Source organism: Synechococcus sp. WH 7805 (assembly GCF_000153285.1).
GTDB lineage: Bacteria > Cyanobacteriota > Cyanobacteriia > PCC-6307 > Cyanobiaceae > Synechococcus_C.
In genome coordinates this window covers 1122614-1142477 of the sequence record NZ_CH724168.1, presented here as the reverse complement: position 1 = coordinate 1142477, position 19864 = coordinate 1122614, and the positions used below count along the sequence as shown (strand labels likewise).

Genomic DNA, 19864 nt, shown 5'->3' with positions numbered 1-19864 from the left:
TGAACCGAGCCTGATCAGGCAACAGCAGCGGCAGCGCGGTCGAAGTAAGTGCCGATTTCGCTCATCAGAGCTGTGCAGTCGCCTTGCGTAATGCCGTTTCTGTCGTTGGCGATCTCGATTGCGGCGTCTTTCATCAGGTTCACGCCAGCAGCCACAGAGGCTCCAGGGGTGCCGAGTGCCAGATAGGTCTCGCGCAGACCGTTGAGGCAGCGGTCTTCCATCACGGAAGCATCGCCACTGAAGATCGCGTAGGTCACATAGCGGAGGATGATCTCCATGTCGCGCAGGCAAGCAGCCATGCGACGGCTTGTGTAGGCGTTGCCGCCAGGGGCGATCAGAGCGGGCTGCTGAGCGAAAAGTGCACGGGCCGCGTTGGCGACGATCGTGGAGGAATTGCAGGTGATGCGGTTGACAGCGTCCAGGCGCTTGTTGCTGTCAGAAACCATTGCCGCGAGGGCATCGATTTCGCTGGGGCTGATGAACTGGCCCCGGGCATCGGCCTGGGCGACAACCTTGGTGAAGGCGTCGAACATGGGTTAGCTCCTTGAAACTTTGTCTGGAGGGTAGGAAGTCTTCAGACCTGAATGGGGACGGCTGGGAAGCAGTGCCCATCCCGTCGCTAGAGATTCTCGCCAAAGGGTTTGGGCAGTCCCGAAGGCTGTTCATAATGTTTAATCCCCTGTCGATCAATTAATCGAAGGGCGCGCTCGCTGCGGTCAGTGCAGATCGAAAAGCACCTCGTGGATCAACCGTTCGGTCCATTCCTTTCCATGGAAACGACCAAGCATGCCCCGAGCGGGATCTTTTTCTGCTCGGTAGGTGGTGTACCGCCTTTGCCCATCCAGCAGCCTTGATTCCCGTTCGTTGGACACTGGATCAGCGTTCTTCATCAGGTCCAGATACAGCGTTAGATAGTCGAGATAGGCAGGAAACACCACATCCTTGATGAGGGCATCTCCTTCGGGCCCGAGTGGAAGACGCGTCCAGAGAAAGCAGGGAGAGAAGAACGGCTCCGCCTCTTCCGGGATCGGCCCTCCTCCCGGCAGACGATCACGCCAGCGTTGAAAGATCGGGGTCAACTGCTCCCAGACCGCTTCTGTGTGGAGACGGTCTGTTTTCAGAGCCGGTTGAAGATCGAGGGCGATGAGGTGGCCATTGGGAAGGGTGACCAGGTCGGCGCCGAAGAACGGCAGGTCGTAGCTGGTTCTGGGGTTGATCACGAGATTCAGCACCGAGGCTGCGGATCCGGCTTCTACACAGGCGGCACGGATCTGACGGCACTTGTCGGTTGAACAAGCCCAGACCTGCGTGTGCGCTTGGACGGGGCGTGAGGCGGATCCGACAGAATCGCGCTGATCGAGGAATACGGGCTCGACGGGATAGGGCTTCGGATTCAGGGATTTCAAGCCGGACACTGCTTCCATCAGGAAAGGCTCCCAGCGCCAGCCATCCAGGCTGATGGGATCAAGGCTGTTGGAACGTTGCATCATCGTTGAGCCGATGGGAAGAGAAATTCATGGAGAAAGCGATCTGACCAGGCCTTGCCGAAGTGACTGGTGAACAATCCATGGGCAGGATCGCGTTCAGCGCTGTAGCGGTCGTAAGCAACCTGGAGGTCCGCCACCTGCTCGGGTGGTAGCAGGGAAGGCGCGGATGCCGATGCATCGTGCATGCGCCAGAAGCAATCAAGGAACGAGTCGAAAGCGGAGGGCAACGATCGGGTCGCTTGATCGGCACCTCCTCTGCAGAACAGAAGCCAGGGGGAGAAATACTGATGAGGGTCGAAGGACCGCATCGTCTCCTCCCCACTCAGATCAGGGAAGCGTTGATGGAGAGCTTTCAGACCGCTGAAATGCCGGTCCATGTAGTCGGGAGCCTGGACCAGGGGTTGAAAGTCGAGGACCGCCACCAGTTTCTGGCGAGCACCAAACCACAACAAATCGATACCCAGAATCGGGTGGTCCAGTGTGTGTTCGGGATAGGCCACCGAGTTGAGAACCTGAAGCGAATCGCCTGCATCCAGCCTGGTCACCCGCCAGCGGCGGAAGTCTGGAACGTTCCAGAGCCAGCTTCGAATCGAGCTTTGATTGCGTTCTGAATGCTGGACTGCCAGGTCTTGATCCAGAGGCAACAGCGTGCCTCCCCGGTCTTGGATGCCCTGTTGCAAGGCGTCGAGAAATGGATCGAACATGGATCTCAAGCCTCGCGAAGGGCTGTCTGGCGGGCATGAGACAAGATGTCATCTGCGGTAGGGCATCGACGCTCAGTGCAGTAAGTCGTCATGGTGACGCCGTCCATGCATTGCACGGAGCTCACGCGCATGCGGAGCTGATCGGTCACAAACCAACAGCGCTCGATGCCAACACTCGTGTCATATCGGGTCGTGATCGTTAGAACGCCGTCGTTATCAAAGCGATAGCGGCTGACGACGGCTTGCTTCTCGACGTAGCCCTTGTCTCGAAGCAGAAATCCCTGCCGAGGATCCTGACGGTCGGCCACGTCGACGAGAGCGGCGGCGCGGTCTTCACTGCGCTCGCTTTCCTTGAGGTTGCTCTCCCACCAGAAGCGCGCTCCTCCGCAGGCCTGGTGCTTGTCGACACCCAGGGCCGCACAGATCGATGCCACGCAGTCATCCTCCGTGCCAAATGGCGCCACTGTCAGGTTGGAGTCACCCGCCTCATCGTCTTGGTGATCCATGTGATGCACCACGCGGCGAATCATCCAAGTGCCAGCACTGGCACTCAGAAAGTCGGTCATTGTGCAGGGCTTGGTATGCATCGTTTCTTAAGCGTCGCTCCCGCTGCGGATCTGTTCGTCCAGCTGTGCCAACACGGCCTCGAGGCGCTGCAGCTCGGGATGTTCGCTGAGTGTGAGTTCAATGCGCTTCTGGGGCAGCTTCAGTTTCTGCCCCATGGCGACCACATCGTCTTTCAAGCGATCCCTATAGGCGGAGAGTTCCTCGACGGTGGCTTTCAGGTCATCGAGAGAGGGATCAGCCATGGCGATCAGAAACTTTGGGCCGGAGCGTAGGCGGCCAGATGGAGCGTTGATGAAGATGAAGGAAATCTAAAAAAGAGCTCTTTATCGGGTTCCCATGGGTGTTTTTTGCGCTGGTAAAAGATGGAAACCCTTGTGCTGGCCTTGTTGAAGGCTGTTCCGTCTCTGGATGACGAACCTTTGCGTGATGTGTAGCACCTCGGTGGGATCGACCGTTTCTGCTTTTAATTTCATGGAGCGCTTAGAGCTTCGGCTCAAGCCTTTCAGTCATCAGCTTTTGGACCACTTGGTTTGATCGCGGCAGTCGGATTCTTCGGAATCCGGGTGCAATCGATGGCTTTCTTCCCTCAATGTCCTGCTTTCCAAATGCTCGACGCATTCTCCCGCGCCGTCGTTAGCGCCGACGCTAAAACTGCTCCCATCGGTGGCGGTGAACTGGCTTCCCTGAAGGGCTTCGTTGCCGAAGGCAACAAGCGCCTCGACGCTGTGAACGCCATCACCTCCAATGCCTCCTGCATCGTTTCCGATGCTGTGACCGGCATGATCTGCGAGAACACCGGCCTGATCCAGGCTGGCGGCAACTGCTACCCCAACCGTCGCATGGCTGCTTGCCTGCGTGACGGTGAGATCGTTCTCCGCTACATCTCCTACGCCCTGCTGGCTGGCGACGCATCTGTGCTGGATGACCGCTGCCTGAACGGCCTCAAGGAGACCTATGTGGCTCTGGGTGTGCCCCTTCAGTCCGCTGCTCGCGCTGTGGCCATCATGAAGGCTTCCTCCACGGCTCACATCAACGAGACCAACACCACCGGCACCAACCCTGTGGAGACCCGTTTCCGCAAGATGGAAACCGTGCAGGGTGACTGCTCCGCACTGGTTGCCGAAGCTGCTTCCTACTTCGACCGCGTGATCAGCGCCCTCAGCTGAATCAGCCAGAGATAACTCTCTTTTTCAAAGCACACTTCAACTTAGGGTCTCATCATGAAATCCGTTGCAACAACCGTTGTGACCGCCGCTGACGCAGCTGGTCGCTTCCCTTCCCAGAACGACCTCGAAGCCGTTCAGGGCAACATCCAACGTGCCGCTGCCCGTCTGGAAGCCGCTGAGAAGCTGGCTGCCGGTCTGGACGCCGTCACCAAGGAAGCTGGCGACGCCTGCTTCAACAAGTACCCCTACCTCAAGCAGCCCGGTGAGGCTGGTGAGAACCAGACCAAGGTGGACAAGTGCTACCGCGATCTGGGCCACTACCTGCGCCTGATCAACTACTGCCTCGTGGTTGGCGGCACCGGCCCTCTGGACGAGTGGGGCATCGCCGGCGCTCGTGAGGTGTACCGCACCCTGCGTCTGCCCACCGCTCCCTACGTGGAAGCTCTGACCTACACCCGCGACCGCGCTTGCGCTCCTCGCGACATGAGCCCCCAGGCTCTGAACGAGTTCAAGGCTTACCTCGACTACGCCATCAACGCTCTGTCCTGATCAGGTTCTGATTCAGTCGAACGTTGAAAGGGGCCTTCGGGCCTCCTTTTTTTTGTCTTGTTGAGATCATGGGTTTGGGAAGTCCGAGCCCTGATCTGCGTTTTAGGGTCGCGTCTTCATCGCTTGAATCGCGGACATGGGTGCTGAACACGACGCCGTGCCCGACCTCGATCGGTTGTTCGCCGATCTGGCTCACCCCAATCCCTACATCCAGACCGAGGCCTTCACGGCGATGGCGGAGCATTGGCAAGCCGAAGCCATGCCGCGTTTGATTGCTCTGTTGGACCAGCCCGATGTGTCGCTGCGGCGGGCTTCCGTACGGGGGCTGGGTGCATTCGGGGAACGTGCCATGCAACCCATCGCCGATTGCTTTCGCTCCAGTGCTGATGGCACCGTGCGGGCCAGTTGTGTGAAGGCCTATGCCCAGTTGGCCTCCAACTACCCCGGGCTTCCCTTCAGCGAGGAGGCGATGCAGGTGCTTCGCGATGGCCTTCAGGACAGCTCACCGGTGGTTGCTGTTGCCTCCGTGATGGCTCTCGGTCAGGTGGGGCAGCAGGCTGTTTCGTTGCTGCTGGAGATCAGTCGCGGTGACAATCCGGCCCAGGGTGTTGCTGCGGTGAATGCCTTGGCTGAGATCAACGACCCTGCTGTGGAGCAAGGGTTTGAAGAGCTGCTCGCCGACCCAAGCATCGATGGCTATGTGCGTGAAACACTTACTTCAGCTTTGCTGCGTGTGCGCGATCTCAAGGCGCGTCAGCCGTCCTGATCCAGCTGGTTGATGGCGAGTTGAAGCACCGCTTTGACGTCGGCTTGTTGTTCCCGTTCCAGTTGCTGGGACAGGCTTGCAATGCTGCCCGCTGCTTGCAATTTCATCAGGGAGAGGGCCGCATTTTTGCGGACCTGCCCTTGTGGATCGCTGAGTAGGGGTTCCAGTCGGGGGACGGCCCAATCGGGGCTGTGCAATTTGCCCAGCAGGGTTGCTGCTTCCGCGCGAACGTCGGTTTCGGCATCGGTGAGCGCATTTTCCACCAGCTCTCGGGCGGCATCGTCCCCCAGGGCTTGGATCTGATCGCCGAGGGCTGCAATTGCTGCACAACGAATTTCCGCATGCTCCGATGTGGCGGCCTTGCGCAGCGCCTCCGGTGCACGGGCCCCCACGAAAGCCAGGCCCCAACTGGCCAGTCCCAGCTGCATGGCGGTGCTGCTGGGATTGATCAGAATCTCGAGCATTCCATCAATGGCTTCTTCTCCCACGGCGGCCATGGCACCCACGGCGGACCCCTGCACCACCGGATCCGGATCCTGTAGCAGGGCCTTCTGCAGCACGGGGAGTGCCCGGGGGTCTTCGATCAAGGTGAGCGTTTTGGCTGCTGCGCGCCGCACCGTGACGCTTTCATGCTCAGCCAGGGCGCGACACAACGACGGCACGGCAGCCTTGCCAACCACGCCAAGGCTCTCGGCAAAGGTGAGACGCATCAGGCCGCGGGGATCACCCAGACCGGCCACCATCCGCTCGATGCTTTCACCGTCGGCAGCAGGCACCTCGCCATTGCGCAACTGCTGCTTCAGTTCTTTCGCCAGTTCACTGGCTTCGTCTTCGTTCAGCTGTTGGCTTTGCCCGTTAACGGACAGAGACGGAAGGTCACTCATGACCGTTGCGCACCGGAGGCTATGAATTATCGAACTTCGTCCTCTCGCTCTAGGCTCTTCGTCACAGAGCTAGAGCCATGACCTGCTTCGTCCTTTCTCACAACTTGCAGGTGCAGTCTGAGGATTTACCGGCCTTGTCTGCTGCTGAATTGGCTGCCGGTTTGCAGGCCCATGGCGACTGGATCAGCACCGTTGAACCGCTGGCTCACCCCCATTGGTTGGTGAAGCTGGAGGCAGAGGGCAGTACCGATGATCTGGCCGATGCCCTGGTTCGCACTTGGCGGTCCTTCCGCAAGGCATGCGGACACTCAGAGGATCACAACCTGCTGGCCCTTGGGGGCCGGAAGGACACTGCTGGCGCCCCTGGTTCACCGCTTCAAGAGGGCAGTTGGGGCGTGGATGTGGTGGAAACCATTGATGGCTCTGCTTTCCTGAAGGCCATCAACTGGGAGGGTTTGAAACAGGGACGCCCAGCTGATGGCGTGTTTGAACGCAGCGCCTAGGCGTCACTTTTTGGTGCGGCGTCTCCGCTTGGACGTTTCTTTGACCGGGCTTGCGGCCTTTGCCGAAGGGGTTGGCTGCACCTCTGCCGTTGCCGTGTCTGCACCCAGTGCCCGCACCGACAAAATCTGAACGCCGCGACGATGCATCAGCTGAAGGTTGCGGCTGAGCAGGTTGAAGGGCACACGTTGGTGCCGCGCGCTGCGCAGGGGCATATCAACGCCGATGCCCGTGGCCACGTGCAAGGAGTTCGCCAAGGAAGGCCCCATTCGTGTGCTCGAAATGACTTGTGTCAGGTTGCCCTGACTTAGTGATTGTTTCCAGCGCATGGACACTTCTTAATGCAAGCGCCACTGCGGCCATCGGCGCTGCAGAGTCGTGGTCTGTTTCTGCTTGGGCGGGCGCTGCCGCCGGGATTGTTTTCGTGAGCCGCTTCGACAACATCCATCAGGGCTTGTCCCACGAGGAAGCTCTGCGCATTCTCACGTTGCCGTTGGACCAATTGGATTCCGCCAGTGACTACTACATGGCGGTGTCGCACCTGATCAACTTCCCGGGTGAGCCCACCCAACGCGCCCTGATTGAGCTGCTGAACGACTCGGATGAGCAGCAAGCCAAAAAGCTGGCGCGCCGCAAAGCCGTTGAAGTGTTGGGCCGGCTGAAGGTGGACGAGGCAGCTCCTGCCATTGGCAGCTGCTTGGACAGTGATGACCCCTACCTGGTGGAGAACAGCGCCTGGGCGTTGGAACAGCTCGGGAGTGCATCAACAGCCCTGCATCAACGCATGACTGCTTTGCTGCAGGACCCTGCACAGAACAGGCGTGTGCTGATTCAGAGCTTGGCCGGGTTGAAGGTCACGGCGGCGTTGCCCGCGATTGAAGCGCTGATCGATGACGACGTTCCTGGGGTGCGCGGTGCCGCACGCTCGGCGTTGGCGCGGTTGACGGGGCGGGTGGATCAGGTGGCAGCCCTGGAAGACCACCTCACGCTGCCCAACCAAATGGACCGGCATTCCGCCATTCAGGATCTGATCGATTGTCAGGCCGTTCAGTGGCTGCCCAGCATCCTCCAGGCCCCGGTTTCGCCGGTGTTTCGCATGCGCGCGCTTACCGCGCTCTGGCCCGAGGGGGCCCTCACCTGCGAGGGGCTCGACCTCGTCGAAGCTGTTGATCGCCTGTTGCTGGATCGTCCGGATGATCTGGTGTTGGTGCATCGCTACGACGCCACGCCGGCCGACGATTTCCTGATTCAGGAATTTTTCGGCACGGATTTCAGCCGCGCTTATCTCGGGCTGACGACAGTTCGTTCCCGGCCAGCGCTGTTGCTCTGGCCGTTGCTGAAGCAGCGCTGGATCGACGAGGCTCACAATGATTACGGGGCCCACTATTTCTTCATCCGCTTGTTCACCGCCGTGCGCGACTGGCCGGACGATGCCCTGGAGACCATCACAACGTGGTTGCTGGAGGCGGTGGACACACGCCGGCCCCAGTTCATGAAGTCCAAGCCCGCGGCACTGCTCGGCTTGGCAGCCCTGGCTCCAGATGTGTGCCGACAGCACCTCAGCCGCTGGCTCGATCCGCAAGCCACCTCCTTCTGGGAGTGCCGCTATGCCGCCGTGATGGCCATGGATCAGCTGGGCGTTGCGCCTGAGTCGGATGCCGATCCGCATCCGTATGTGTCGGCCCGCTTGGCCCGTGTCAAGAACTGATCTCTGAATAGCGGGTTTTGTTGGCCCCGCGGCTTGCCCAGTACTGAACAAGTTGTTCCCCGCCGGGGCGGGGAACACTGGCGATGGCGCGCAGAATCTTGAAGGAACGGTTCGGACCCATGGGCCAGTTGCCCACAGCCTTCACTTCACGAACACGGCCTCCCATCGATCCAAGGCAGCTCTCGAAGCGTTCGAGTTGGGCCTGATCAACAGTTTCGAAGATGAAGTCGGTGCCCTGACAGATCAGATGCTGGGATCGGATCCAGGTTCTCAGCTGTTTTTCGGCAGGGCTTGCAGGCATGGTTTTAAAAAGTTGCCTGGCTCAGTCGTTGAGCCCCTTGAGCCAATCTTCATTCAGATCGTCGGCCAAGGACGCGACCCGTTGAAACTGCAGCATGCCGTGTTCTGACCCCCAGACCAGGTCATCGCTGTCTGGATCGAAGCCTCGGTCACGGCTGCTCCAGGAGTGCGCATCCACTTGCACTTCACTCACCAGATAGGTCAGCCGTCCATCCCGAGGAACCAGGCATCCTTTGCCGGGCTCAACGCGGCCTTCATAAGCATTGGCGCCACAACTTTGGAAGTGCATTGCGCAGCCGCAGCGCGCTTGAAGCGTGTCGGGTTGGATGGCCGCCAGCAGGGCGGGGTGCTGGGGCGCACCGGCGACCCGTTCCGGTTGGGCCATGCCGAAGTTCTCCACCACGTGAACGCCGTTGTCGCCTTCGCGCAGCCGGTGCACGCCCTGGCGGTAGGGACGCCAGGGATCGTGGTCATAACTTTGCTCTGAATAGAAGCCAGGCCCCTTCAGCACATCCCAGGGCAGCGGCATGAAGAAGATGTTGATGTGCGCGAATTTGCTCGGGTCGTTCTGGGCTTGTTCCCGGTTGCTGTAGTGGCCGCAGAGCGTGCGGGCGAAGAGCAGGGAAGGATGCATCGGTACCAGGCAGGCTCAGACAGACAACCGCCTCACCTCGGAGGCGAAGGAGGTTTGCAGCACCCCGGATCCTTCGGAGGTGCGCAGCACGGAGGAGCGGCAGCGCACGTGTTCGGAGACAAACCAGATCCGCTCTTCAGCGATCGACTGCCCGTAGCGGGTGTTGAGCACGAAGGTGCCATCCGAGAGGAAGCGATAGCGGGAGATCGCCTGTTCTGCTTCGGCGTAGCCCACACTGCGAAGCAGTTGCCCTTCCGTGTCGTTGTCAGGCACCGGAACGAGGATGCAGGACCCCGCCGAGACCTCGGACGGATCATCGGGCTCCCAGTCGCTTTCGGCATTCCACTCCATCAGGAACGGCGCTTCGGGTTCTCCTGAAAGGGCAGCCGTCTGCTCTTGAATCAACTCCTGAACGCGTTCGTCGTCGAGCTTGAGCCGCTGGATGCTGATCTGGCTCAGCACCTCTTCAAATTGCTGAAAAGCGAGGGAATGGCCGCTTCGCATGGAGCGCCATTGACCCTCGCTGCGTTCGACGAACGTCGCAAGATTCATTGAGGAAATCAGCCCTTGATTTCCGTGTTCGCACTGGAATCGGTGCGCGCTGTTTGCACCATGTGCACCATGGATTCCACCATCATCGCCATCGCCATCGGCACGCTGGCGGTGGATGGCCCGTTGGTCTGGCCCGGCCGTTCGTTGGGGTTGCTTTGACGAAGTAGGGGCATAGGACCAATCGAGGGTGGGTCGTCGTGACCCGGACAGAACTAAAAAAGCCCGGAAGCTTGGCTTCCGGGCTTGATCATGCAATGAATTGCGGGCCTGTTGGGGCTGAAGGCCTCAAGGATTAAGTGTTCGCAATAGAAAGAATGCGACCACCACGCTTCTGAATGGCCTGGATGCTCGTGGTGAGGGAGCTGTAGGGAGCCGAGGTGCGTTGCACCGAGCGGCGACGCACACCCACAGGGGATGCCGTGGTCCAGGTGATGGTGTAACGCTTGCTGTCCCGGTTGCCGGGGCCGGGGGTCTTGGGACCGGCAGCAGGGGCTGAATTGGTGCCGATGCTCGAGAGCAGGATGGAGGAATTACTGCCGTCAAAGCCTGCGAAGCCGGAGTCCATTGCCACGGAGCGGGTGTAGCTCACATTGCTCTGACCCAATTGGCTGCTGTTGCCGCGCATCGCCGGAACATCGTCGACACCGAAGGCGTTGAGGTATTCGTCGCTGTAGGTGTAGCTGTTGATTTCAGCTTCATAACCCTCGTTGGCGAGGCGCTGAACGTGCTCACTGAGCTCGGCTTGGTTGTGGGGGGCACGACCAAGCAGATGCTTGAAGTTGAGCTCAACGAAGCGGTAGGGACCGTTCTTGTCCAGGAACAGACGGCGGTAGGTGTCCGACTGGGCAAAGGCGGTCACTAGGCCCTGAACGTTGAGGTCGCCATTCATGTAGAGGCTTTCGGCTGAGCTGCAGCGCTCTTCATCCATCAGGTGGGCGTTGCCGAACACCTGGCGGTAGGCCGCACGGATTACGGCCTGCGCATCAGCCTGGCGCAGGTCGGAATTCGCGGTGTTCACGGTGGCTTCAGTCATCAATCGAAGGGGGGTACGGGGGCAGGAAAGGGTTGATGAACAGTGATCAGATCACTTCGGTGATCGATACGATCCGGCCACCGCGGCGGTGGATGTAGCCCAGCTGGGAGGTCATGTCTTTGCCCGAAACGAGATAGCTGGCATTTGGCGTGCGCTGACGACCACCAGCCGGCTGCGCTTGAACCACGATCCGGTAGCGCTTGCCGGTGGGCTCGGTTGTGCCAGAAGCAGCGCCGATGCGGTTGATCCGCTGGGTGGTGCTGTTCCAGTTGTTGGGTGAGCTGTTCGTTGCAACCGAGGTCACAAGGGTTGAGCTCGTTTGAACGGTGTCGCTCGAGGCGTACCCCTGGGACAGGGCGAGGTTGCGGTTGAAGGCCACCTGGGAGCGACCGTTCTCGGTGCTCACACGCTGGAAGGGAATGGTGTACTCCCCAAAGGCTTCCTGATACTCGCTGCCGTCGAGGTAGCTGTTGATCTCAGCTTCGTAGCCTTCGTTGGCCAGGCGCTGAATGTGCTCGCTCACCTCAGCTTGAGACACAGGTGCGCGTCCGAGCAGGTGCTTGAAGTTGAGCTCAACGAAGCGGTAGGGCGCGTTGGTCTCGAAGAAGCGACGGCTGTATTCCGCAGAGAGGGCGATGGCGCGGACAAATTCGCGGGTGCTGAGGGTGCCCTCGGCGAATTTGCTTTCAGCGGTGAGGCTGCGCTCGCTTTCCATCAGATGAGGGTTGCCCATCACCTGGCGGTAGGTGGAGCGGATCAGAGCGTTGATTTGATCGGCGGAGTCGCCCTCGCAACGTTCGAAGGTCTCTTGGACCCGTTGACCAAGGCCAAAACCGACGTAGAGGTCTCCACGCATGGGAGCGCTGTCCCCTCCATCAGCGGTGCTGCGCTTCACCGGTGCAAAGACACTGCGAGCGCTGCCGCTGCCGGTGAAACCACCAGCAACGAATGAATCGCTGCGATACACCTGAGCGGGCGGATTGATGCGAATGGTGTAGCCCTGGGCCAGGTTGCCCAGCAGCTGACTGCGGCTGCCGATGGCCGTATCGCTGCCGGCAAAATTCCGCTCGAGTGCGGCAATGCGGTTGAAGCTGGCCTGGGGCTGACCGGCCTGGCTGGTGAAGCTGCTCGAGTAGGGGACGGTGTCTTCCCCGAAGGCTTGGATGTACTCGTCGGAATCCAGGATTCCGTCGATGGCGGCGTCGAAACCACCGTCGGCCATCAGCGTTACCTGGGCGGTGATTTCCGCTTCGTTGACGGGGCCGCGGCCCAGCAGGTGCTTGAAGCTCAGTTCAACAGCACGGTGGGGGCCAACCGCCTCGAAGTAGCGGGACCGGTAAAACTCTGATTTGGCGATGGTGCGGATGAACTCGCGCACACTGATGTCGCCGTTGCGGAGCATGGATTCGGCGCTGGTGGCACGCTCGCTCTCCATGGGTTGCACGTTGCCAAACACTTGGCGGTAAGCAGCCCGCACGGTGGCGGCAAAGGCGGTTTCGTCGTCTGCGGCAAAGAAATCGACGGAAGCCTTGGTGCCCTGATTGCGGAAGTCGCCGTTGCGCACAGCTGCACTGCCGGAGGGGGTGCGGGTGCGGGAGTACGAGACGGGGCCGGGGATCAGTTGGGTGGCGCCGAAGCCAAGGGCGTTAGAGCTGTTGGAAGACATGGGAGAATTGGTGTTGGAGGGCCTTGTTTGGGAAAGCAGGCGTTACTCCCGGAACCTTCTGGCTGGTCTCACCATCCAGAAGGTTCTGCTATGGGAGCAGGACTGAGGGTGTACCTCAGTTCGCGGGGGTGATGCTGGCGATCGTGCCGCCTTCGGCATGGATGCGCTTGAACTGCTCGGAGAGCTTGTCGAAGGGCACGTAGTACACCCGGTTGGAGCGGGTGTAGCGGGAGATGCGCCGCACGTTGTTGGCGCTGTACCCGGTGACTTCCACCCGGTAGGTCTTGCCCTGATCGGTGGCGCCGCTGCCCAGGCGGGTGGCGGCGTCCTGCAGGTTCTTGGAGGGACGGAAGCTCCAGCCCTGGGTTTCGCTGGAGGAGGGGGGAACCACCGCCATGGGGCGGTTCTGGTAAGCGTTGCCGCCAAGCTTGCTGGTGATGCCGGAAAGGTCGCCTTTCAGGCTGCTGCTGCTGTTGCCCCGCAGCAGCTGGAAGCTCCAGGTGAACTCCTGCATGGTGGTGCAGCTTTCGGTCTTCCAGCCGCGCTGGTAAGGCACCGTCCACTCACCAAAGGTGTTTTGGTAGTCGTCGGAATCGAGGAAGCTGTCGATGTCGGCGTCGTAGCCCTTGCTGTCCAGGCGCTCGGCATGGGCACGCATCTCATCGAAGTCCACGGGTGCGCGTCCCAGCAGGTGGCGGAAGGCCAGTTCGATGTAGCGGTAGCGGGCGCAGGTGTCGAAGAAACGGCCGCGGTACAGCTCGCTCTTGGCAACCATGCGCACGAACTCGCGCACGCTGATTTCACCGAGCTTGAACTGGGATTCAGCCACGAGCTGACGCTCGCTCTCCATCACATAGGCGTTGCCAAGCACCTGCTTGTACACCGCATTGATGATCTGTTCTTTCTTGGCGTCGTCATCCCCAGGGATCAGCTCGAGCGGAGCTTCGCTTTCCTGAGAGAAACGCTCAACCCCGAGGAGTGAGGCGGGACCGAAGGGCATAAACAGCGGATGACAACTCGCTGCCATGCTCAGATGTGATCAGGGATGCGGGCGTGTTTCGCAATAAAGCTCAATCAATTGTGTTTGAGTGTTGCGTGACACTGCATTTTTTTGACAGCGGCTTGCTTTTTAGGTAGCGGCTTGGCTGTTATTTCGGGTTCGCGGCTGCTGCGTCGAGCGACGCCCTTGTGCTTTGCCGTGTCAACGGGTTCCAGCAGTCAAGCTCCTGAATGGGCCTGCTGAGCAGATGGTTTCTCAGGGGGTCTAGGCCTGTCGTTAAGGAAAAATCGGCGCCTCGGATGGACTCCACCCCTTCAAGTCCCGCGTCCGTGAGGTCGGCTCCGCGGAAGTCGGCAAAGTCAAGCTGACAGCCTCCGAATCGGGTGCCACGGCATCGGGCTCCTCGAAGTACGGCATGGCGCAGATCCGCTCCCACCAGTCGAACCTGGTCCAGCAGGCATCCGCTGAGGTCGGCTCCACTGAGATAGCTGCCCATCAGATTGGTGCCTCTGAGGTCCATGTCTCTGAGGTTGGCTCCATTCAGGAAGGCACCGTTGAGGCGAGCGCCAGGTCCCACTGCGCCGCTGCTCCGGATCTCAAACCCCTCGGGGAACACGGTCTTGCTGTCGTAGCGCGCCAAGCGCAGATCGGCTCCCTCCAACGAGCAGGAGCTCAGATCACTGCCCCTGAGATCGACGCGACACAGCAGCGCGCCACTCAGATCGATGGAGCCGAGGACGAGGCCCCGCCAATCTGCCCCCCGGGCATCTTTCAAAGGGCCCGAGAGGGTTTCAGGTCGTGTTTGTTCAGGCGGAAGCCAGTGGGCCAGCTGCAGCTTGGAATCCAAGAAGGTCAACGAGTGCTGAGCATCGAGCCTGCCACGATGACGAGGATTCGCAGGATTTCCACACTGCCGACCAAGGCCAAGCCCAACCAGAATTTCTTCGCCCATGCCGGTGGCTTCTGCATCCAGGTGGGAAGCTGGTTGAGCTCATCTTTTGTCAGCAGCTTCTGCTCCCACAGCATGTCCCTGTGGTCGCGGCCATAGCGAGGGAAGCGCTGGTAGATCGGCATCTCTCCTGTAGGAGCGCCAGGAATCACCCTTGATCGATGGGCTGGTACGTCGTCATATCCAAAGGCATCGAGATATTCAGTGCTGTCCAAGACAGCATCCACAAAACCGCTGAAGCCTTTTTGGGCGATCACGATTGACCAACTGATCCGCTCGCTCTGGCCGTGAACCGGACGCCCTAGCACGCGTCCTATCACCTGATCGACTAGGCGGTAATTGGTGTTGCAGGAGACATAGCCTTCCTGGAACCTCCTCGAGAGCAGCAGGCCGCGGATGAAGTCACGGGTGGTGATGCTGCCATCACGGAACTGTGACTCCAGGTTGACGTCCCGGTCGCACTTCATCGCATGGAAGAAGATTTGCCGGTAGGCCTTTTCAATCTGAGCGTTGCGATCGTCGCGGCTCGGAAAGGTTGCCCGATTGAGTTCGGACGTCAGGCCACCCAAATCCCCGACGCGCTGGTTTTGGCTTGTCAACGGGTACTCCAGGAGCTGAAGTGCCATCAGTAGAAATGCTCAGTTGATAGGTAATGATTGTCGGGCTTTTGGGTCGGTTCTGTGGCGGAGCCTTCGCGTCTCTTCATCACATTGAGAATCGTGTGGCTGGTGTGCTCAGGAGTTGCCCCTAATGCTTCTACTTGGCTGCTTGAGCTGAAGCCTTTGCATCACTCGGTCAAGGCAATCAGGTTTCACTAGGTCTGGTTTGTCATTCAGCAACGCGGCCCGTGCGGTGGGTCCTACTCCTGACCAACGGCAACACTTTTAAATCTCATCGGTAGTGAGCAGGCGTTTTTGCTCATCAGCCTCTGCAATGACCTGGCGAAGAGCATCGGGGATGGGAGGGTCCTGATCGAGCCCGCACGCCTTGGCTCGTTGCACTCAATCTTTGATTCCGTCTGCGTTTGTGGCTGTCATGGCTCTGACTGTCCAGAGGCCATTGATGGCAACACGGGGCATGCCGTCAGCCAGCCATGGCGTTCGAGATAGAACGCCCAGGTCATCTCCTCAGCAAGGCCTGGGCAGTGCTCCGGTACCGCTTCAGCCAGGTTCGATGCCACCCCGAGGGACTGCAGCAGGTTCACGATCGCTTCGGCTTGGTCGATTGAGGTGTCACGAATTGCAGCTCCAACGACCCAGGTCAGCCTCGTGGCCTCTAATGCGCAGGAGCTGCTTTCACATGCCAGGAGAACGTTGCCGGGCTCAGTGATGGTTAGGAGTGTGTCTTGCCAGAGCGTGCGATCGTCCGGTTTCACATTGATGCGCAGAACGCCGTCGCCGATGGACAGGCGAAGCTCCATGTCTGGAGCCAGCTTCGACGTGAGCGAACGGATGATGGCTTCAGACGATTGCGTCACCTGTCCTCCCCATTGCCCAACACAGTACCGCCGGTGTTCTTGAGATCAGTGACCCAGTGATGAGGGATCTCAGCGCTGTGATCGTCCGTGCGTTTGAACTGGAACGGACCTGCGATCGATCCCCATAGATGCTCGTGTGTCGCCGGGTCGTATCCCCTGTCGATGGTGCTCATCCCGTCATCCGTGAGCTCAAAGCTGCTCACGAGATACGAGGTTTTCCCCCGCCGGGTTACCAGGCATCGGCATCCAGGTTCAACCTCGCCACGGAACCCCTCATCCGTTTCGCGCACTTGGTATGAGCACCCTTCCAGCAAGGTGAGATCGGCTGCCGTGAGCTGGCTGCGTCGCTGTGGGTCTTCGACACTGCCCCAGAAGCGCTGATCGTCGCGGATCGCGTAGTTCAGGATCAACAGGCCACGCGTCGGGCAGACGGTCGGCTGCAGCACCCGAACTCGGTAGGGCTCGTTTGAGGCGATGGCGTAGGCCTGCTCGAGCAAGAGAGATCCCGGATCCAGCTGGGGCAGAGGGCGTAGCCGGACCAAAATGTTGCCGTAAAGAGGCGGGTTTTCAAACGCTTGTTCTTGGTTGCTGAAGCTGGCGCTGAGGCTTCGGATCAACCGGATAAGGGCCTCATTCATCGTGGTCTCGATCACAGCTTCTTTCCCCATCCTGCTGGTTGAGATCTCCTTGCTGGACAACATCTTCACGATCGATACGATCCACGAAGATTGCATTGTCCTTACTCCTTATGACCTCTGGTGATGGTTTCTTGGCCACAGTGCATCAGCTCAGCCAACAGCTCCATACCGTGAGTGAGATTGCGGAGTCACTCACACTTCGGTTGCTGTCACTAGAACAGCGAATCCAGCAGCTCGAGGCTCAAGTCGACCAGCCGTCTGTCAATGACGAGGAGAGTCAACATCTCCTTACTGAAAGCAGCGACCGGTTGCGTCACCTGCATGGTTTGTTGTCAGAAGAGCATCCCGAGCCTGAACTTCGTCTTGTTGAGGCATCCGAAGAGCAGGTCGACGAAACCGTGTATGTGGATGATCCCCAGATGGATCATGGAGACGAACAGATCGTTGACGATTCAGATCTTGATCAGGAACAGATTAATCTGCTCAGCGCCTGATGAAATCAAGCTCTTGATTTAGGCCTCAAGATCAAGCAACCTCACGCGAAATCTGGCGACCTGCCGTGCTTGTTGGGGGCTGGACTGGATGAATGGATGATCATCGAAGGTTTTGATCACCGTTTCAATTTGCTCATCAAGATTGAGCCCTGAGAGCAATCCTTTGACATGGCATTCTTTCCAAGCCGGGTCAAATGCCATTGCAAAGCCGTCGGCATTGTTGAACTGACGATCGTCATTGACAGGAAAACGTATCAACGAACGAGTGGCGAAATGCCAGGACCCAGATTTGAACTGGGGACACGGCGATTTTCAGTCGCCTGCTCTACCAACTGAGCTATCCCGGCGCGTTGTCTGCGCGACATGGAGATCTTAAATCACCGTGTGCGTCCGAGGGGCGTTCTGCCCAGGCAGATCACTCCACTGACCGTCATTCTCCGGACGTTCAGGGCATCCATGGCAGCAAGGGCCGTGGCTCCACTGGTGAGGATGTCATCCACAAGCCAAAGGTCCGGCGCTCTCTCTTCGGTGCTAAGAACTGCTCGAGAGATCGCTACCCCTGGGTCTACAACAAAGCTTCCCCGTTGATTCGTCATCCTCTGCTGCCGGTTGAGATGGTGCTGACCGACGGTTGGACGTGAACGCTTCAGCAGCGATCGGGTGGTCCGCTGCAGGGATCGACAGATCATCAAGGGCAGTGGGTTGCTTCTGGACTCGGCTTTCCAGCCGGGGATGGGAACCAGAACGGCATCGTTTGGCAGGGCTGCACCGAGGCCCTCGGTGAGTGCATGAAGAAGACGGCGATCCGGATGGCACCGCAGCTGCAGGATCAGATTGCGCAGCTCTCCCTCGTACCATCCCGCCGCCATCCAGCGGTAGGGACGAATTCCATGCAATCCTCGAGCAGGAAGGGCAAAGCGTTGCCAGCAGGCCAGACAGAACGGTCCTTGTCGAGGACAACGTTCAATCTCCCTTTTGCAGCGCGGGCAACAGAGCGTGGTGAGCAGATCCTTCAGGCAGTCCTTGAGGGGAGTCAGCAATGCATGCTCTTCAGCGCTATCTCAGGATTCCCCTCCAGTCACAGGCGCTGGCATGGCCCGGAGCATGGCCACCAGGGTTCTGTGCGCATCTTCGCTGTCAGTCAGTACATGATCGAAGGGGATTCGCACGGCCTGGTCATCCACGTCCAAGGTCATCGCGTTAGCTGTGACCTCTTTCATTGTTGCCGCTGTTGCGGATGGAACCCCGCCGTAATGGTGGGCGTAGCGCAGCACGGCATCGCTGTGGTCGTCATTCATATGACGGCAGATGCGGTCGCTGACTTCAGGAGTGAGAGGGTCGGCAGCCATGGGAATCGATAGCGGTCAGAGTGATTCAGCCGAAGCGCTGCCAGAGCAGCAGCGCCAGGCGGAAGCCGCTGAACCCCACATAGCCCGCGAGAACCAGGAACAGACCCACAGCCAGGACGTCACGCAGTCGGTTGGGCAAGGGTTCAGAGAAGCTCAACCAATTCTCACTCGGAATGGCTCGCCGCAGCGGCCTTTTGTTGCAGAGCGGTGAGCGCCAGACGGGCCACTCCTGCAGCCGGGGGGGTGGTGCAGCTGCGGATCGGCAGTCCCAGCATTCGTTCGCGAAGGCGACGCCATTGCGGATTTCTGGCACCCCCTCCCAGCGTCACGAGCCTTTTGGGGGCTGGAGCCCCGAGTTGCTGCAAGCGCTGCCAACCATCTCGTTCAATTCTGCTGAGACCTTCGAGCAGTCCATGGAGATAGAGCGCATCACTCACGGGGCGAGGCGTGAGCACGGGCTCCTGGGCTGGATCATCCACCGGGAAGCGTTCTCCTTTGCAAGCCAGCGGTCGTAGATCAAGCCCGCTGGATGCTTCGGGATCGATCTGACGGCTCAGCTCTGTTAGGTCGATGCCTGGAAACACCTGAAGGAGCACGGCGCCTCCACTGTTCGACGCTCCACCTCCAAGCCAGCGGCCACCCACTCGGTGCGTGGAGGTGCCGGCCCCAGGCCTGAGTGGCTCATCCATGAATCGCTTGATCACCAAGGTGCTTCCCAGCACGGTGATGCCTTCATCGTCTGCTGCATCTGCCGTCAGCACCGCGGCGTTGGCATCCGTGGTGCCCGCGACCACGAGCAGGTCATCGGGTAAGTCGAGGTCTTTGGAGCGCTCTTTTGAAATCGTTCCCAGAGGCGATCCGCTGGGACGGATGTCGGGCAACGACGCCATCCACGGTTCTGCGTGAAAGCTTTCCGGCCAGCACTGGCGTTGCAAAAGCCAGCCCAGCCTGATGTTGTTGCCTTCTTCTCCCCAGCGCCAATCCTGGAGAAGCCACCCATGCACCCAATCAGCCTGGTGTCTCAGCAAGACCGGTTGCCGATGGTGTTGCAGCAACCTCAGGGCACGGGCCAGGCTGCTACTTGCGCTGCAGGCAGGACCGTCCTCGGCGATCAGATCACGCACTTTCTCGATCTGTTCTGGACAGGCCTGGTGGTACGGCAGTGCGTCGCCAAGGGGGTCCCCCTGATGGGTGCAGGCGAGCAGCGTGCCGGAGGTTCCATCCACGGCGACAGCCCCCAGTTGCCTGCGGAGCGGCGTGGGGATGGATGGAATGAGCTCTGTCACAGCCTGAATCCAGTCAGACGGTGCCTGCAGACCCTGGCGGTAGAGGGTGGCGGCGCTGAACAGCAGCGACCGGCTGGAATCGATCACGGCGATCCTCACGCCACTTGTTCCCAGGTCGATGCCGAGGGCAAGCGGCGTGTTCGCCATGGTGTTA

The 19864-nt window shown here is 59.8% G+C and carries 26 protein-coding genes and 1 tRNA gene; 6 read left to right on the top strand and 21 right to left on the bottom strand.

Going from position 1 to position 19864, the window contains the following annotated elements:
- Positions 1-14 precede the first annotated feature (14 nt).
- The 5 genes from WH7805_RS06180 to WH7805_RS06160 all read right to left on the bottom strand — a co-directional run bounded on the left by WH7805_RS06180 (position 15) and on the right by WH7805_RS06160 (position 3000).
- Positions 15-533, bottom strand: a complete 519-nt coding sequence (locus tag WH7805_RS06180; protein ID WP_006042158.1) for a phycocyanin subunit beta — start codon at positions 531-533, stop codon at positions 15-17.
- Positions 534-716: 183 nt separating this feature from the next.
- The gene (locus WH7805_RS06175) at positions 717-1490 is read right to left on the bottom strand and encodes a phycoerythrobilin:ferredoxin oxidoreductase (protein WP_006042157.1); all 774 of its coding nucleotides are present in this window, start codon (positions 1488-1490) and stop codon (positions 717-719) included.
- A complete protein-coding gene (locus WH7805_RS06170; RefSeq protein WP_006042156.1) occupies positions 1487-2191 on the bottom strand; it encodes a 15,16-dihydrobiliverdin:ferredoxin oxidoreductase in 705 nt (234 codons plus the stop codon). Before WH7805_RS06170 ends, WH7805_RS06175 begins: the two co-directional genes overlap by 4 nt.
- A 5-nt stretch (positions 2192-2196) precedes the next feature.
- Positions 2197-2757 carry a phycobiliprotein lyase gene (locus WH7805_RS06165; RefSeq protein ID WP_006042155.1) on the bottom strand — a complete coding sequence of 187 codons (561 nt, stop codon included), beginning with the start codon at positions 2755-2757 and terminating at the stop codon, positions 2197-2199.
- Positions 2758-2784: 27 nt separating this feature from the next.
- A complete protein-coding gene (locus tag WH7805_RS06160) occupies positions 2785-3000 on the bottom strand; it encodes a hypothetical protein (protein WP_006042154.1) in 216 nt (71 codons plus the stop codon).
- Positions 3001-3363: 363 nt separating this feature from the next.
- On the opposite strand from WH7805_RS06160, the gene cpeB reads away from it, so the two are divergent.
- The 3 genes from cpeB (at position 3364) to WH7805_RS06145 (ending at position 5239) form a co-directional block, all read left to right on the top strand.
- On the top strand, positions 3364-3924 hold the full coding sequence (gene cpeB, locus WH7805_RS06155) for a class 1 C-phycoerythrin subunit beta (RefSeq protein ID WP_006042152.1): 561 nt from the start codon (positions 3364-3366) through the stop codon (positions 3922-3924).
- A gap of 54 nt (positions 3925-3978) precedes the next feature.
- Complete coding sequence (gene cpeA / locus WH7805_RS06150) at positions 3979-4473, top strand: class 1 C-phycoerythrin subunit alpha (protein ID WP_006042151.1); 495 nt, start codon at positions 3979-3981, stop codon at positions 4471-4473.
- Positions 4474-4609: 136 nt separating this feature from the next.
- On the top strand, positions 4610-5239 hold the full coding sequence (locus tag WH7805_RS06145; RefSeq protein ID WP_006042150.1) for a HEAT repeat domain-containing protein: 630 nt from the start codon (positions 4610-4612) through the stop codon (positions 5237-5239).
- Here WH7805_RS06145 and WH7805_RS06140 read toward each other — a convergent pair.
- Complete coding sequence (locus WH7805_RS06140) at positions 5227-6123, bottom strand: HEAT repeat domain-containing protein (protein ID WP_006042149.1); 897 nt, start codon at positions 6121-6123, stop codon at positions 5227-5229. The genes WH7805_RS06145 and WH7805_RS06140 overlap by 13 nt on opposite strands.
- A gap of 77 nt (positions 6124-6200) precedes the next feature.
- Here WH7805_RS06140 and WH7805_RS06135 point away from each other — a divergent pair, with 77 nt between their 5' ends.
- On the top strand, positions 6201-6626 hold the full coding sequence (locus WH7805_RS06135; protein ID WP_006042148.1) for a DUF2656 family protein: 426 nt from the start codon (positions 6201-6203) through the stop codon (positions 6624-6626).
- A gap of 3 nt (positions 6627-6629) precedes the next feature.
- Here the strand turns inward: WH7805_RS06135 and WH7805_RS06130 are convergent, their stop codons facing one another.
- Complete coding sequence (locus tag WH7805_RS06130; RefSeq protein WP_006042147.1) at positions 6630-6893, bottom strand: hypothetical protein; 264 nt, start codon at positions 6891-6893, stop codon at positions 6630-6632.
- Positions 6894-6934: 41 nt separating this feature from the next.
- Here WH7805_RS06130 and WH7805_RS06125 point away from each other — a divergent pair, with 41 nt between their 5' ends.
- Positions 6935-8332 (top strand): HEAT repeat domain-containing protein, encoded by a 1398-nt coding sequence (locus WH7805_RS06125; protein ID WP_006042146.1) that lies wholly within the window; start codon positions 6935-6937, stop codon positions 8330-8332.
- On the opposite strand, the gene WH7805_RS06120 is transcribed toward WH7805_RS06125, so the two are convergent.
- The 10 genes from WH7805_RS06120 to WH7805_RS06075 all read right to left on the bottom strand — a co-directional run bounded on the left by WH7805_RS06120 (position 8322) and on the right by WH7805_RS06075 (position 16611).
- On the bottom strand, positions 8322-8633 hold the full coding sequence (locus WH7805_RS06120; protein ID WP_006042145.1) for a hypothetical protein: 312 nt from the start codon (positions 8631-8633) through the stop codon (positions 8322-8324). The genes WH7805_RS06125 and WH7805_RS06120 overlap by 11 nt on opposite strands.
- A gap of 21 nt (positions 8634-8654) precedes the next feature.
- Positions 8655-9266, bottom strand: coding sequence for a chromophore lyase CpcT/CpeT (locus tag WH7805_RS06115; protein WP_006042144.1), 612 nt, complete (start codon positions 9264-9266; stop codon positions 8655-8657).
- Positions 9267-9281: 15 nt separating this feature from the next.
- Complete coding sequence (locus WH7805_RS06110; protein WP_006042143.1) at positions 9282-9818, bottom strand: phycobiliprotein lyase; 537 nt, start codon at positions 9816-9818, stop codon at positions 9282-9284.
- 292 nt (positions 9819-10110) lie between these two features.
- Positions 10111-10851, bottom strand: a complete 741-nt coding sequence (locus WH7805_RS06105) for a phycobilisome rod-core linker polypeptide (protein ID WP_006042141.1) — start codon at positions 10849-10851, stop codon at positions 10111-10113.
- A 46-nt stretch (positions 10852-10897) separates the two neighbouring features.
- Positions 10898-12517 carry a phycobilisome rod-core linker polypeptide gene (locus WH7805_RS06100; protein WP_006042140.1) on the bottom strand — a complete coding sequence of 540 codons (1620 nt, stop codon included), beginning with the start codon at positions 12515-12517 and terminating at the stop codon, positions 10898-10900.
- A gap of 115 nt (positions 12518-12632) precedes the next feature.
- A complete protein-coding gene (locus WH7805_RS06095) occupies positions 12633-13517 on the bottom strand; it encodes a phycobilisome linker polypeptide (RefSeq protein ID WP_006042138.1) in 885 nt (294 codons plus the stop codon).
- A gap of 148 nt (positions 13518-13665) precedes the next feature.
- Positions 13666-14373, bottom strand: a complete 708-nt coding sequence (locus WH7805_RS06090; protein WP_006042137.1) for a pentapeptide repeat-containing protein — start codon at positions 14371-14373, stop codon at positions 13666-13668.
- Positions 14370-15092: a phycobilisome rod-core linker polypeptide gene (locus WH7805_RS06085; RefSeq protein ID WP_006042136.1), complete on the bottom strand. Its 723-nt coding sequence runs from the start codon at positions 15090-15092 to the stop codon at positions 14370-14372. Before WH7805_RS06085 ends, WH7805_RS06090 begins: the two co-directional genes overlap by 4 nt.
- Positions 15093-15499: 407 nt before the next feature.
- Entirely contained in the window at positions 15500-15943 is a 444-nt protein-coding gene (locus WH7805_RS06080) for a hypothetical protein (RefSeq protein ID WP_006042134.1), read from the bottom strand.
- Positions 15940-16611 carry a chromophore lyase CpcT/CpeT gene (locus WH7805_RS06075; RefSeq protein ID WP_369775999.1) on the bottom strand — a complete coding sequence of 224 codons (672 nt, stop codon included), beginning with the start codon at positions 16609-16611 and terminating at the stop codon, positions 15940-15942. The genes WH7805_RS06080 and WH7805_RS06075 overlap by 4 nt, the downstream gene beginning before the upstream one ends.
- Before the next feature lie 65 nt (positions 16612-16676).
- Here WH7805_RS06075 and WH7805_RS06070 point away from each other — a divergent pair, with 65 nt between their 5' ends.
- Positions 16677-17075: a hypothetical protein gene (locus WH7805_RS06070; protein WP_232198969.1), complete on the top strand. Its 399-nt coding sequence runs from the start codon at positions 16677-16679 to the stop codon at positions 17073-17075.
- A gap of 274 nt (positions 17076-17349) precedes the next feature.
- On the opposite strand, the gene WH7805_RS06060 is transcribed toward WH7805_RS06070, so the two are convergent.
- The 4 genes from WH7805_RS06060 to WH7805_RS06045 form a co-directional block, all read right to left on the bottom strand.
- A tRNA-Phe gene (locus WH7805_RS06060) sits at positions 17350-17422 on the bottom strand.
- A 30-nt stretch (positions 17423-17452) separates the two neighbouring features.
- Positions 17453-18115 carry a ComF family protein gene (locus WH7805_RS06055; RefSeq protein WP_006042130.1) on the bottom strand — a complete coding sequence of 221 codons (663 nt, stop codon included), beginning with the start codon at positions 18113-18115 and terminating at the stop codon, positions 17453-17455.
- A gap of 21 nt (positions 18116-18136) precedes the next feature.
- Positions 18137-18424, bottom strand: coding sequence for a DUF2470 domain-containing protein (locus tag WH7805_RS06050; protein ID WP_006042129.1), 288 nt, complete (start codon positions 18422-18424; stop codon positions 18137-18139).
- Between the two features lie 164 nt (positions 18425-18588).
- The gene (locus WH7805_RS06045) at positions 18589-19857 is read right to left on the bottom strand and encodes an FGGY-family carbohydrate kinase (protein WP_006042127.1); all 1269 of its coding nucleotides are present in this window, start codon (positions 19855-19857) and stop codon (positions 18589-18591) included.
- Positions 19858-19864 lie beyond the last annotated feature (7 nt).